This window comes from Vibrio sp. S234-5 (genome assembly GCF_000960595.1).
GTDB lineage: Bacteria > Pseudomonadota > Gammaproteobacteria > Enterobacterales > Vibrionaceae > Vibrio.
Map to the genome: position 1 here is coordinate 101,087 of NZ_JZAM01000195.1, position 14,969 is coordinate 116,055.

10 protein-coding genes are annotated in these 14,969 nt (G+C 49.5%); all 10 read right to left on the reverse strand.

All coding sequences use genetic code 11. The features are described from left to right. Window positions 1-179 precede the first annotated feature (179 nt). The 10 genes from UF06_RS09665 to UF06_RS09710 all read right to left on the reverse strand — a co-directional run bounded on the left by UF06_RS09665 (window position 180) and on the right by UF06_RS09710 (window position 14,785). On the reverse strand, window positions 180-1,151 hold the full coding sequence (locus UF06_RS09665) for a LysR family transcriptional regulator (RefSeq protein ID WP_045570259.1): 972 nt from the start codon (window positions 1,149-1,151) through the stop codon (window positions 180-182). Between the two features lie 264 nt (window positions 1,152-1,415). Further along, window positions 1,416-1,814 carry a hypothetical protein gene (locus UF06_RS09670; RefSeq protein ID WP_045570260.1) on the reverse strand — a complete coding sequence of 133 codons (399 nt, stop codon included), beginning with the start codon at window positions 1,812-1,814 and terminating at the stop codon, window positions 1,416-1,418. A 62-nt stretch (window positions 1,815-1,876) separates the two neighbouring features. Continuing rightward, the gene (locus tag UF06_RS09675; protein WP_045570261.1) at window positions 1,877-2,095 is read right to left on the reverse strand and encodes a hypothetical protein; all 219 of its coding nucleotides are present in this window, start codon (window positions 2,093-2,095) and stop codon (window positions 1,877-1,879) included. Between the two features lie 1,267 nt (window positions 2,096-3,362). Then, the gene (locus UF06_RS09680) at window positions 3,363-4,028 is read right to left on the reverse strand and encodes a DUF823 domain-containing adhesin (protein WP_045570262.1); all 666 of its coding nucleotides are present in this window, start codon (window positions 4,026-4,028) and stop codon (window positions 3,363-3,365) included. 385 nt (window positions 4,029-4,413) lie between these two features. Next, window positions 4,414-5,151, reverse strand: coding sequence for a DUF1461 domain-containing protein (locus UF06_RS09685; RefSeq protein WP_045570293.1), 738 nt, complete (start codon window positions 5,149-5,151; stop codon window positions 4,414-4,416). Between the two features lie 96 nt (window positions 5,152-5,247). After that, window positions 5,248-5,568: a hypothetical protein gene (locus UF06_RS09690; RefSeq protein ID WP_139046320.1), complete on the reverse strand. Its 321-nt coding sequence runs from the start codon at window positions 5,566-5,568 to the stop codon at window positions 5,248-5,250. Window positions 5,569-6,339: 771 nt separating this feature from the next. Then, on the reverse strand, window positions 6,340-6,738 hold the full coding sequence (locus UF06_RS09695; RefSeq protein WP_045570264.1) for a hypothetical protein: 399 nt from the start codon (window positions 6,736-6,738) through the stop codon (window positions 6,340-6,342). Window positions 6,739-7,254: 516 nt separating this feature from the next. Next, window positions 7,255-8,976, reverse strand: coding sequence for a DUF823 domain-containing adhesin (locus UF06_RS09700; RefSeq protein ID WP_082069662.1), 1,722 nt, complete (start codon window positions 8,974-8,976; stop codon window positions 7,255-7,257). Between the two features lie 37 nt (window positions 8,977-9,013). After that, complete coding sequence (locus UF06_RS09705; RefSeq protein ID WP_045570294.1) at window positions 9,014-10,132, reverse strand: outer membrane beta-barrel protein; 1,119 nt, start codon at window positions 10,130-10,132, stop codon at window positions 9,014-9,016. A 747-nt stretch (window positions 10,133-10,879) separates the two neighbouring features. Next, complete coding sequence (locus UF06_RS09710; protein ID WP_082069663.1) at window positions 10,880-14,785, reverse strand: DUF823 domain-containing adhesin; 3,906 nt, start codon at window positions 14,783-14,785, stop codon at window positions 10,880-10,882. Window positions 14,786-14,969: the final 184 nt, after the last annotated feature.

The window sequence follows — 14,969 nt, forward strand, 5'->3', positions numbered from 1 at the left end:
AAAGCCGTCATTCCTATAAAAGACAATAACTTTCTGACTAATATTAACCGCGATAAACCATCCAACTACCCTAAATTCAATCAAAATGATATAGAAAATTCATATTAATTATTTATCGTAAATAACAATCTACATAAATGAGCTCTAAGACTCATTTATGTTCAGCTTGATATTTACACTTACGAAGCTTTTTTGTTAAACGACTCTGCAACACTTTTTTCCGCATATTGCTTGTAGTGGCGTTTAATTTTCTCTGCAATGTAAGTGGTAGCAGACGATTTTGTTGCTGGTCGGTGTAACAACACGTGGCTAGTAAACCATGAGTCATTGATGAAATCACATTTCAATGGCGATATATGCGCCAGCAAATCAGGGGTCACAGCCACATAGGGTAAGTATGTCCACCCTTTGACTTTTAAGCAGGAGAGAAGTAAACCTTTGGAGGAAAAAACCTGAAAATTTGTCGGCAACCCTCCGGTAATCACCTTGGTATCCTCTATATCACCGTCATAGATCAAACGATCTTCATAGGTTAGATCCGCCATCGACACCAAATCCAACTCCTGAAGAGGAGAGCTGTTTCTAGCGAATATGGTACCTTTTAAATTGCCCAAAAAGCATACACTCAATCCTGCTGGTGGATGAAAACCAGAGTGCGATGAAAGATGTTGGATAACCGCGATATCAGCATCGCCTTTGGACAAAGAAGCAATCGAACCTTGGTTGGTACTATGAGCCCAGTGAATGGTTAAGTTAGGAAAAGTCTCAGAAATATCCTGCTCAATAATGGTGACAATTTCATCAGGAAAGTGCTTATCTAACATGACATTTATGTGCTTAACCTCTTTCTCAGACAGTGAGTTGGCTAAGTTATTTAAGGTATCGGCACCAAGTAGCAAAGATCGAGCACCACGCAAAATCACCTCTCCATGCTCAGTGAGCGTAATTCGCTTTCCCTCTTTGCTAAGTAAAGTAAGATTGAAATCAATTTCTAAGTTTTCGATATGCTCGCGAAGCGTTGTTCTATCCTTGCGGAGAACTCTTGCAGCTTCAGTATACGATCCCGTATGGGCGACCACCACGAAAGCCCTAAGTTGATCCAAGGTGTAATAGCTCTTGGTTTTACCCAACATTTCGAGATACCCAGTCATACAAATCACCAATCGAAGCAATAAAAATCAATATAAAATATGAATGCCAACTAAGTATCTGTCAATAACGTCAATAATTTTATTTTTATAATTTTTTCTATTTAAAGTATAGAGTTATTAATTTATTGTGCAAATAGTAATGTATCCCTATCATAGAAATTATCCTATGGTGCACAAAGATGCATACTATAAAAAATTAATTTAACTAATTAATATTAGAAAAAAATATGATTTTAGAATCGAGATGATGGTTTGAATCACTATCTAAAATGAATAGGTCTCATTATATCCATCATCCACCGACGTGATACCTTTAAATGAGAACACTCCCATCTCATGCATCACTTGTGTGGAAGGGTAGATAGTGTCTATTACCTCAGAAAGCGGTTCTTGATGAACGGTAGCTTGCTGATAGATAGAGTAATTATCAATATTCTCAGAGGCCACTAACGGATTAAACGCGCGGCTTTGTGTCCTCGGTGCCATGTTTTCCATTGGTCCATTCATAAGAGACGTGTTTGAGAACAAAATATCTCTTTCGCTGGTTTGTTGATCTTCAGATGAAGGATCATCTTGCAGATATGCGAACGCCGAATAAGCGTTTTGTGCTACAAACATCAGGGCTATCGCACAGAGAAAAGTGTTTATTTTTGCTTTGTTCATTATATTACGCCGCCAAATAGATCAATATCGTTACCAAATACTTCTAGACTGAATGCTCAGAATCAGCGTTCGTTACTTAAAAAAGTGAATAACTCATCATCTTCATAGCTTGATAATAAGTTCATCATGGCACGTACTGCATCTGATCGATTGAGCCTTAATTTTTTATCATTCTTACGGCTGAAAATGTTAAATCTATCGATGATAAAATTCAGAGTTTCTAGTTCTGAATCAGTTAGTGATATTGATACCGGTTTGGCGTTCTTTTTATTGTATGACATAAACTCACTCTTGCTCTTGATTGGAAATGGATACTAGAATATTTTCGCTCTAAAATTCTGATGAATTCGAATTTTGGTTATAGCGCTGACTTTCAAGAACTCCATTTCTTACTTTATAAGTTGATCCTCCTCGTTTAAATGTGTGATTGCTCCATTTTGACTGTGACCTAACGATTAAGTCCTCCAAGCAGCGAGCATCAGAAATACGTTGTCTTCTTGCATAATCCCTGTCTTCTAGTTCCTTAAAAGTTCGGTTGCTACTCATTATTTATTCAGGTGATGCATAGCTTCACCTTTCTCTCCTGTTGGTTGTAATCAGTTGACAGGGCGAATTCTGAATTAACTGAACCGAGATCACAAACCGCTCAGAGGGGGGAATCCCCTCAAAAAAGTTTAACCCTAAAAAAAATCGCCTCTGAGAGGTGAACGGCTAGCGCCTATTCGCTCTTAGAAAATTTAAATTGTTAAAATTCAATGCAATAGAGTCAAAGCTAATATTGAGTTTGGTAAGGAAAGGCCGCTTTTTTAAATAAAAAAATGCGGCCTAAGGGGGAAAAGCCGCAGAATATTCAACGCTAGACTCTAAGAGGCAGTGGTATCTATCACACATCTTAGCTTTCAAGTGAGCAACTACTTTAAGTCTAACGCTCAACAAATCTTATTGATTTATATTTAGACATGAATTTGTTTACTTTTTCTGTTGAATGAAAATAGTCAAAATAGAAAAACTCGCCATTATCTAGTGATTCTAATTTTCATCCATTAATATACTTAGATGTCAGTTCCCCCTTAAATAGAAGATCTTTCATGTTAACTTCCCCATTTACTACATTACCAGGCAAGATTTCTTTTATCCTTAGTGAAATAGCACTCCGATACAGTGTGCATTTCTTGAACAATACCGATAAGTTGCACATTTCCCGGATCGAACACACTCATACGAATAGCCAGTAATTCTTGAAGATAGACTACAGCCTGTCGCACTGTTTCAGCATCTTGTGAAACTTGGTAGGTAGTAGCGAGAATTTTTTTCTAAGCGCATTGCATCTCCTTGTGCTTGAGTCATGCCCTAATTAATTAGTCTCGGTTTACCAACTAACGATGTATGCAATTTCTTTTACCTCAAAACAATAATGTTAACCTTCGTTCATAACCAGCAGGAATTGGGGAACAGCGTGTTCCGCAAAATATCGACATTGAACAAAAAAAAGCGGCCACAGAGGGCCGCTTTTTACTATTCTTCATATATTTAAGAAAATGTTACTCTTTAAGAAAATGTTACGCAGGATGCGTAGTGATTGTTGGTTGGGTTATTACTACTGGTGTAATGGTCATCCAAATACACATAGTAGTAATAGTAAGGGCCTGCATTGTTGGTGTTCGACCAGTAGCCAACCAGCGTTGGCCAATCTAACACATCCTTAAGCATTTTATCTGGGTATGCATGATAGAGCGCCGACAGCTCTTCTTTGGTCGCCAAGCGCGAACCCAACTTATTACACATCGCCACCGCTTGCGATTGAGTATATCGTGGCCAAGCTTCGCCCATTTCCCACTTTGTCGTACTGTAGGCTACACCCAACTGATCGGCTTGTGCCTGCGTTAAGGGTTTAATGAACAGGCCGACACCGGGCAGCTCAACAGCACTCTTATTGATCGTTTGATGCAATAGCACCTCTTGCGAGCTCTCCTTCATGTCATCCAGTGAATAGCTACTATTGACATCTCGATCGATACTTTCTGCTAACGTTTCAACGTCCAAGCCATGCTGAGTTTGCGAATTTTGCAGATCATTAAGCACTGTATTTTCAAGCGAATCCGTTCCGCTAGAGGAATGCACACTGCCATTTTCCCAACCACACGCCATCAGTAGCATGCTCATTATCAGTGGCGCAGCTTGCGCAACGCGTTTTTTATTGATTGTCATGATCATTATTTTTACTCGCTCAGCCCAACTCAATTTTGGCTTAGTTAACTCAGTTTTAAGTGTCGGTAAGTTGTCCAAATTAGTGTGATTTCGCGCTTTTACACGCAACAATCAAGCGCTTTAATGCTTGTTTTTTCATTGCTTTTTTCTTGTTCATTGGTACGTTCGCTCTGCTGTTGTAAACCATCACAAAGGCGATGACGTTGTGGCCACTCTAGTCATCTAGCCATCGCTGCAGCAGATAGTGAAAGAACGTAAGTAAGATCACAAATCGCTTGCGGGGGGGAATTCCCACACGCGCTACGGATGCTTAACCTTGAGCAAAACTGCTTACTCGTGCACTTCCCGCTCATCTCCACACTATCCAATTGAACCAATTGAATTAATCAGTTTAACGGCTGGTTTGCTTCACCGATGTTTTAGGCTGCCAGTCAATCAAAAAGCGTTTAATCAAACCCAGTAACAAACCGATGACCAACATCCCCATCCCCACCGCGACAGCGATCGCAGCGAAAAGATCGGGCGCTTTCATTAAGGTGGTCATTAACGATTCCTGATAAGAGAACATCCATTGGTGATCGCTTGGAAACACCCATTCGTGGAGGGTATAGAAAACTCGAGTTGGCCCAATCCAGATCAGCCAGGAGACAGCAACAAACATGGCACTTACTCGCCAGAACCATCGGTGTTTTAAACCCTTGTGTACCACAAACGTCCGCTTTCTTGGCATCAAAGCCAAATAGAACAAACTAGCCAAGAAAAATGCGCCACACCATAGCCCGGCGAAATAGAAAAGATCGATGAGATGGCGAACATCCAGCAGGTGGATGACTTCCGGACGACGCAGTAGGGTTTCCCATTTCACTCCATTAAAATAAGAAATTTCTCCGAACAAAACGCAGCGATGCTGTACACCACTCACTATCTCGCTAAACAGGTGAAAACGTTCACTGTCACTAGTGAGCGCAAAGCCGCTTTTGTACAGATTTTGCGGCGCAAACTGGTCGATATGACTTGAGATATCGAGCAAGGTGTAGAAAAACGGATAAAAAAAATCGGCTAAACTGCATAGATGCCAGCTCAATAGCAGGGCAAACATCCATTGGGTAATCACACTCATCAACTTCATTTTCACTTCTCTTCCATCATCGAACACCAGGTTTTCGCTCTCCACTTGCGAGCAAAGATCCGTTCGATAAGTTCACTGCAACATGGCATCCACTCACTAAAAGGGATTTGGTGGTTCAGGCCAAGAGCGGATTTGTCGGGGCGGGTGAGCCACGGCTGCCCCCACGGCCTCAGGCAGCGGCTGGTAGTCAGTCGCGAAGTTGACCTCTGGCAGGCGGTTTACTAACGCTCGTTTGTCTAAGATCATTTGAGTTGCTAACGAACGACCAAGCAGTGTTACCTCGACCACTTGTTGTGCTTGTTGACCCAGATGGCTATTGTGCCCTTGCCAAAACAGGCAAAACGCCCTCATCAACATCAACCGAGGCGTAGCTTGTAACCCACGTAATAATGCCAGCGATATATTTACTCTTTTCATTATTCCCTAACCGTATCTCTGTACTTTCTCAATCTGTACTTTCTCAATGGCATAGCCACTCTTTATTATTTTTTCCTAGCATCATGGATAATGAGTTGTTTATTCAACGGAACAGATTGTTTCGTCGTATAAATTATTAACACTCGCAGAAGATGCTGCTTGCGAAGAGCTCCAGTGAAATCTTTTCGAACGCATCTTAACGGATGAGTGTGAAGCAAATAAAAAGAGTGATATAAAACAAGAAGCCATCCGACATTTAATAAATTGCTAAATTCTGCGCTCGGATGTGTAAGAAAAACAAGCCGTTCTATCTCGATAGGTTACTTGAAGGAAAATTTAGAGTTATATTTAAATACATTTAAATAAAGTACATTGATGTGTTGAATTGCTGTCTGCCTTCTAATATTTAAAAAGGTAAACACCTAGAAAAATAGTTTATTTACTTTCATACAAAATATCCTCATATACAAAATCAACTTAAAAAAACACACTAAAAAAGCAATAAAGCTTTCGCTATCACACTCATTATCCGGTGAATTATGCTTTTATTATCCAAGCAGCAATCTCCATTCACGAAACAACAGCGAGGCAGGTGCATGGAAAGCTAGGTTCTAGGTCCTAGGGAAGAGCAGGGACGAGGAAAAACTAAGGGACGAGATTGCTAGGGGCGAGGTGACGAGGAAGAGCAAAGCGAGCTGCTCTTCGTGCTTTTCCTGCTCTTCCTAGTACCTAGCAACCTGCTTTTCAGCAACCTGCTCTTCCGCCCTTCCCCTACTCTTGCTCTTTTGCGGTGATCGGTAAATTGACTGGGATCTGCCCCACCGCAACCACCTCTTTACTGGCAATCTCTTGCACTGTGTATTTTAAGCCGGTAACCACTTGGGGCTCCGTTAGGTAAATAAAGGTCGTCTCCTCCCCTTCACCAACATATTCCGCCGAGTCACGCCCTTCGCCACAAATGTACGAACTGTGTCCACAGGTGGGGCGGATAAAAATATAAGACGGCTTCGCCACGTTGTAGCGAAAGGTCACATGGATATTGGACTGGGTAGTCATTTCTCCCCCTACACGCTCAATATCGACCATTTTTTTACTCGGCGCACTTAAACAAGCGCAGCCTGTAAGCAGCAGCACCGATAGGTATGTCATGGATAAATTGGTAAATTGCATACTTATTCCTCTGAATTATTTCATTACTGTTGTATAGGGAAAGAAGGTTCTAGGTTCTAGGTTCTAGAGAAGAGCAGGGACTAGGAAGAGCGGAAGAAATGGTCCTGTGGTCCTAGGAAAGGCAGGTCCTAGGGAAGAGCAGGGACTAGGAAGAGCGGGTCCTATGGTCCTATGGTAAAAGATAAGAGCGGGGCGAGGAAAAAACTCAGGGACGAGATTGCTAGGGACGAGGGTACTAGGAAGAGCAAAGCGAGCCGCTCTTCCCTCGCTTTTCCTGCTCTTCCTAGTACCTAGAACCTAGAAAACTAGCAACCTGCTTTTGAAAACCAAAGGCCCCGGGCAAGTACATTCTCGCTCAGGGCCTTTTTTGCTTTTACTAGAATCTCGAAACCTATTCTCGCCTAGGACCAAGGACCGCTCTTGCTCTTCCCAGGACCATAGGACCGCTCTTAACCGCTTTTCCTGCTCTTCCTAGTACCTAGAACCTAGAACCTAGTACCTCGCAACCTCCGTTCCCTAAGAACCTGACACGCACGAGGCATTTCGGAGGTTATTCGAGGCACTGCTGCCGGTGCTGCCGCCACCCAGGTGTATGTTATAGTAGTTGGGCCCATTTGCCGTACTAGTCCAGTAGTTGATGTTGGTCGGCCAACCCGAAACCGTTTTCAACGTGTGGTTCGGGTGCTCAGCATACAACGCCAACAACTCGTCTTTAGTCGCTAAACGATAGGCCAGTTGGGAGCACATCGCTTCGGCCTGCGGCTGGGTGTAATGCGGCCACGTTTCCCCAAGCTCAGTATACGAAGTAGAGTACGACACGCCGAGGCTGTCTGCCTGCGTGGTGGTCAGGGGTTTGGTAAACACGCCGATTCCCGGCACTTCGATGGAACCCTCTGGGTACGGTGGCGGCGTCACGGTCAAGATAGTGGTTTTCGTTACCCCCTCAAACGGGCCGTGACCTGTTGCGGTGATAGTCACCACCACCTCTTCGCTGCCGGTTACACCGCTGGTGTCGACCATGCCGTTTTCATCCACCGTTACGCCCGAATCTTCTGGGCTGACTGTCCAGGTGACGTACTCGCTGTCGGTGGTGGTGTAGCTGCTGCCATCCTCAAAGTGGAATTCCGCTTCAACCTTGACTTCGCTGCCTTTCGGCACGTCCAGCGCGCTTTCGTGACTTGTCGTGCCATCCACCGTGGTCACCACTTGCGTTGCGCCACCATCCACCGCTGAGGCCGTCAGGGTAAAGTCTTTTTGCATGCCCGTGACGCCCGCAAACAGACCGCCTGCATCAAAGTTCGCCACCACGGTGATATGCGGGTCACTCTGCGTTAAGCCCAACGTCTCTGTCGTCATCTCGGTGCTCACCTTGCCTTCAGCATCCACACTAAGCCCGTTTTCCTGTGGGTCCAACTGCCAAGTGATGTTCCCCGCATCCGCCATATCGGCACTGCTGATGATTACCCCAGGCTGCTCCTCTAGCTCAAACTCCACCGTCGCTTGGTTGCTCAGGTTGAGGTTCACGCTCTCGTGCTCCAGCATCAGCGCCACGCTATTGGCGTTCACTGTGCCCTGCGCTACGCTCACCGCCACCTCGCCCGACACCGTGTCGCTTTGCGCCGTCATGGTGGTGCTGCCGACCCCTTGCGAGGCCACCGCTACCGACTCAATATTACCGTCGTACCCCTCGCTCGGGCCCTCAACCGTCGCGATGGCTTCATCCCCAGAGGTCCAATCCAGTAAGCCGGTGATGTTTTTACTCTGACCATTGTCAAACGTGCCCGTCGCCGTCAGCTCGCCGCCCAGTGGTTTGTACAGCGTCAGTGGGTCTGGCGACACCGTGATGCTGCTCAGCTGAGCGCCGTTTTCATCTATCGAGCCCTTTTCCGCCGGAGAGACGTACAAACCATCACAGTCCGGGGTGTGGTCTTCGCCCGCTTCACACACGCCGTTCCCGTTACCGTTACCATTGCCACCGTTGGACCCATAGCCACAGTCTTCTGAGCCCTCTTCCTCCGGTAGCGTACAAAAACCATCACAATCTTCCGTGCCTTCTTCGCCTACTGCACAAAAACCGTTAAACATCGGCGGGTTGCCGCCACCGCCATTGCCATTGCCTATCCCCTGATTGGGCAAACCACTGTCTTCGCCACCACACGCCATCAGCAGCAAGCTCATCATCAAGGGCGCGACTTTCATCGCGTGTTTCTTCTTCATTTTAAATTGCGTTCTTTTCATAAAATAGGTCCTACATCGATTGCGCAGTAAAGTGCGCTTATTCTTGGTCACTGCGCGTGCTGTGACTGCTCATCGCTTCCGGAGAGACAATCTCCACTCGGCGGTTTTGCGCTCGGCCGCTCACCGTGTCGTTACTCGCCACCGGCAGGCTCTCGCCATAACCGACCACGCGGGTGATGCGCTCTGGGTCTACCCCTTTGCTGATGAGGTAGTTGGCCACCGATTGCGCGCGCTGCTCAGACAGGCGCTGGTTAAGCGTGTCACTGCCTTTCGAATCGGTGTGGCCGCTGATTTCCACTACCGTCTCGGGGTACTGTTTTAAGCGCGCCAACAGCGGTTGCAGTTGCAGCATCAGCGACGGGCTTAAGGTGGTGCTGCCCGTTTCAAACAGCGCTTCACCAAAGGCGCTGCTCACCACTTGGGTGTAAGTCTCAATCACTTGTGGCTCTGGCTCGGCCACAGTTTCCATCACTGGCTCGGGTTCGCTCATCACCACCTCGTCCACCGGACGCACGTCCATCGGCTCACTCATCGCCGTTTGCGCTGCGCCGCCAAAGCGGTAATCCAGCCCCACGCCGATAAAGTGAATGTCGGAGCCGCCCGTCTTCTCACCGCCCACTTCGTTGAAGTACTGGTACTCCAAGCGCGTGTTCCAGTGCTCGGTCAAGCGGTACTCCACCCCCGCGCCCAGCATCAGGGAGCTGCCGTCTTCTTCTTGGTTCACGCTGCCAAGGCCCGGCTCACTGCCGCTTTTCTCCACTTGCCACAGCAAGGTGCCCGCTTTGGCAAACAGACCCGCGCGCTCAGTCAGCGCGTAATCCGCTTTCAGACCCAGCTCAATGCCTTGTACCGTGGCGTCGTAATGCGCCACCTCGCCCGGCTTCATCAGCGCCGAGTAATCGGCTTTCGATTTGCCAAGGGAGTCGTAACCCACTTCCACCGCCAGCCAGTCCAGCGCTTGGTAACCGCCGTACACGCCAAAGCCTTCGCTCTGCTCTTCGCAGTCCAGGCTGTTCGTGCCACATTCGTCGGAAAATTGGGTCAGCCCCGCTTTACCGCCGACGTAAAATTCGCCCACTTGGTTGCTGGCCAGCGCCATTGATGCCTGACCCGCCAGCACAAGCCCTACCCACAGGGCTAAAGTCTGTTTTTTCATTCTCATCTGTTTTTTCATTCGTCACTGCCTCTTGCTTGACTGGGTTGCACTCAGGCCAAACCGCCCTTGGCAACCGGTGTTGTTTTCCAGGTGCGATGTCCGTCGTGGAACCTCGCAGAAGTAAAGAAAAGTGATGAACGCTCCTCTTGGTTACTGGGTTATGTGTTGTGATGGTGACTGTGTCATTTGCCATGACTGCTGCCGCTAGCATTAGGGACACCGTTTCCCGATTCAACGAAACAGCGCGTTTCCTCCGCTTTGACCCAAAGCCCACCCATCATGACCAAACGCTGACCGGCTTCTGCTAGCACCAAGCATTGGTGGGGTAATGGCCTCACTCGCTGTTCGATGGGTGCATTGTATGGATATTGGAAGAGCAGGAAATGAGGAGGGTTTTAAAGCGGGCAGCCGAGCGACGTTTATTATTTTATTAATGGGAAAAGGGGGGAGGAAGAGCAGGTTCTAGGGAAGAGCAGGGGCTAGGAAGAGCAGGTCCTAGGGAAGAGCAGGGACTAGGAAGAGCAGGGACTAGGAAGAGAAGGTGTTAGGTGCTAGGTGCTAGGTGCTAGGTGCTAGGAAAATAAGGGACTAGGAAAAGAAGGTGTTAGGTGCTAGGAAAATAAGGGACTAGGAAGAGCACTTTTCCCTTGGATATTAAGTTGATCTTGAATATTAAGTTTTGCTTAAATATTAAGCATAAAAACGGCCCTCTCGGGCCGTTTTGCTCAGGTTAAACATCAAATCAGGTTAAACATCAGAAATGCACGAGGCGTAGAGCTTGGTCTGTGTCTCGGCGCCCTCATAAAAGCCGTAGCTGAGGAACACTCGATAGTAGTGACCAAATTCTAACCCGCCGGTGCTCGACCAGTAACCCGCCTTGGTGGTTGGCCAGTGAAACTCGCTATTGAGCCGATCCGTTGGGTAGGCGTTATACAGTGCCACCAGCTCATCTTTGCTTGCTAAGCGATAGCCACGTTGGCTGCACATCGCCTGCGCCTGAGATTGAGTAAAGCTCGCCCACGTTAGGCCCAGCTCACTGGTGGTTAAGCTGTAGCTCGCGCCCAACGCATCCGCTTGCGCTTTGGTCGGCGGGCTGTAGAACACGCCCACACCGGGTAAAGTGATCTGTGCCTGCGCTTCTCCGTGCACACTCACCATTTCCTCCAACGCTGGCCCTTGCACCTGCGCCTGGTTAGACGGCGTGACCGTTAAAGTGTAGTTGCCCACCTCATCTAAGCTGATGGCGGCAATGGCACCGCCGCTGGTGTCCCCCTGCTGGAGCAGCACTCCCGCCGAGGTTTTCCATTGGTAATGGACCTTCTCCCCCGGCGCGCCGAGGTTTTGCTGCCAAGTGTAACTGGCCGAAACAGTTTGCCCTGGCTGAATATCGCTGGCCGAGAGCGTTAAGCTGCTCAGGGTCGGCACGTTTTTCACCGTCGGGTCGCTGCCTTGCTGGTATTCGTCCAAGTTACTCACGCCATCGCCGTCGGCATCCCCATCTGGGTTGTAATCTGCGTCTGCGCCATTGGGCGTGCCATCACTATCCAGATCTTCATTACCAAACGGGATCGGGCTATTGGCATCACGCGGGTCACTGCCATCGATGTACTCGACCTGGTTGTGAATTCCGTCGCCATCAAAATCGCCATTCGGCTGGTAATCCAGATCGGCGCCATTGACTATGCCATCACCATCGAGGTCTTGATCGCCCGCATAGAGCGGATCATTGCCATCGTTAGGATCAGAGCCCGCCCGATACTCCGCTTCGTTGCTCACGCCATCGTTGTCTTGATCGCCGCTGCGCTGGTAATCCTCATCACGGCCATTGACTATCCCATCGCCGTCGAGATCCTGATCGCCGGCATAGAGCGGATCGTTGCCATCGCTTGGGTTACTGCCCGAGCTGTACTCTGCGCCGTTACTCAGCCCGTCGCCATCGGCATCCGCATCATGCTGGTAATCGCCGTCGCTGCCGTTGGGCGTGCCATCACCGTCGAGATCTTGACTGCCCGCATACACTGGGCTGTTTGGGTTGGCCGGATCGCTACCACCACGGTACTCGCTTTCATTGCTCAGACCATCGCCATCATAATCGCCGTTTGGATTGTAATCTGAGTCAATGCCGTTGGGCTTTCCGTCACCATCGAGGTCCGCATCGCCAGCAAAAATCGGCGAATTGGCATCGAGTGGATCGCTGCCCGCGAGGTTTTCCTCGCCGTTGCTCAAGCCATCACCATCGGCATCCGCGTCTGGGTTGTAATCTGGGTCAATGCCATTGGGCACGCCATCGCCATCGTCGTCTTCACTGCCACCGAGCAGCGGATCATGCCCATCGGCCGGGTCGCTGCCTTGGCGGTATTCGCTTTCATTGCTCAGGCCATCTCCGTCAAAGTCGTCTTCACCGTGATAATCGCTGTCACTGCCGTTAGGGGTGCCATCGCTGTCCAAATCTTGATTGCCAGCATACACCGGGCTGTTGGCATCGGCCGGGTTGCTCCCTTGGCGGTATTCAGTTTCGTTGCTCAGGCCATCGCCATCAAAATCGCCATTGCTATCGTAATCTGCATCACTGCCGTTGGGCGTGCCGTCTTTATCCAAGTCGCGATCGCCGGCGTACACTGGGCTATTGGCATCGGCTGGGTTACTGCCCGCCGCGTACTCACTCTCATTACTTTGACCATCGCCATCGCTGTCGTGGCTTGGGGCGTAATCGGGGTCGACGCCGTTCACCACACCGTCACCGTCGTGATCTTTATCGCCAAAGCGCACCGGATCATCCGGGTTTGACGGGTTACTGCCTGCGCCATATTCCGCGCCGTTACTGCGGCCATCGCCATCTGCATCACCAGCGGAGTGATAATCTGGGTCGATACCGTTCACCAAGCCGTCGCCATCTAGGTCGCTTGCGCCCCCTTCCACCGGATCATTGGGGTTGAGCGGATCGCTGCCGGATTGATACTCCTCGCCATTACTGCGCCCATCACCGTCTTCATCCTCGCCTGGCTGGTAATCTTCATCCACCCCATTGGGCATGCCGTCTTTATCGAGATCACCCGCGCCACCGCTCACCGGATCGTTCGGGTTGCTCGGGCTACTGCCCGCAGCATGCTCCTCACCGTTGCTTAAGCCATCGCCATCGGCATCACCGTCTGGGTGGTAGTCGCCGTCTGCGCCGTTGGGCGTGCCGTCGTTATCGTCGTCTTTGTCACCGCCTGCCATCGGATCGTTCGGGTCACGCGGATCAGAGCCTGCGCGATATTCCGCTTCGTTGGTTAAGCCATCGCCATCAAAATCGTCGCTACCGCGATAGCCAGCATCGCTGCCATTGACCACCCCGTTGTTATCCAAGTCTTGGTCACCCGCATACACCGGATCATTGGCATCGGTCGGCGAAGAGCCATCACGATACTCCACCCAGTTGCTCAGGCCATCGCTATCGGCATCGCCATCTGGGTCGTAGTCGCTATCAATTCCGTTGACTATACCGTCCGCGTCGAGGTCCTTATCCCCCGCTTTCACCGGCACGTTAGGGTTGGTTGGGTTGCTGGAAGCTTGATACTCTTCGCGGTTACTCCAACCGTCGCCATCGGCGTCCCCTTCTGGGTCGTAATCCTCATCAATACCGTTAGCAATGCCATCGCCGTCAAGGTCGCCACCGCCGCCGATCATCGGCGCATTCGGATCGTGCGGGTCACTGCCATTTTGGTGCTCCACGCCATTACTCAGCCCATCGCCATCGGCATCACCGTCTGGCGCATAGTCCGGATCTTTGCCATTTTTGATCCCATCCCCATCGAGATCGCCATTGCCGCCCAGCACCGGATCATTGGGGTTATGCGCATCAAAACCATTTTGTGCTTCTTCTTTATCGGTCCAGCCATCGCCGTCACTATCCACGTCTGGGTTGCTGTCCGGATCGCCGCCATCAGGCGTGCCATTCCCGTTCTGATCTTCATCGCCATCGGTTATCGGATCATCAGGGTTGAGCGGATCGCTGCCATTGCCGTACTCCTCGCCATTAGGAATGCCATCACCATCGGCGTCATCATCTGAGTCATAATCCTCGTCCGTGCCATTGGGCGTACCATCGCTATCTATGTCTTCTCCGCCACCGGGCAGTGGGTCATCCGGGTCAAGCGGGTCACTGCCGTTGGCATATTCATGACCATTGCCGAGTCCATCGCCATCGGTATCGTCTTGCGGGTGGTAATCCTCGTCCGCGCCATTAGGTGTGCCGTCGCCGTCAATGTCCTCGCCGCCGCCGGGTAGCGGGTCATCGGGGTCATTTGGGTTGCTGCCGTGCTCATACTCTTCGCGGTTGGTGAGGCCATCGCCATCACTATCCGCATCGGAGTTGTAATCGGGGTCGATGCCGTTGGGCGTGCCATCGCCGTCGTGATCTTTATCGCCAAACGGCACGGGATCATTCGGGTCGTGTGGGTTGCCGCCGTGGTCGGTCTCTTCACCATTGCTGATACCGTCGCCATCACTGTCACACGTGTAAGCGTAGGCAGAACAATGGCTATATGGCCCACTTGGTTGGCTCGGCATGCCGCCACCTTCACCGCCGCACGCCATCAATAGTAAGCTCATCATCAAAGGGGCCACTTTGGCCGCGCGCTGACGATGGGCATTGCGCTTTCGTTTATTCACAATCTATTTCCTAAAACTAATCTGTTTATCGATGATCTATTTTTTAATAAGACAAAAGCGACAGCGCTCGGTGGCATAAGTTGCCAAACCAAGCGGGAGTAATCACATCGCTTTTCAATGAAGTCAATTTTGATTGGCGCATTGTATCGATTTTGCGCATAAGGCTAATGGCTAAGAGGGAAAA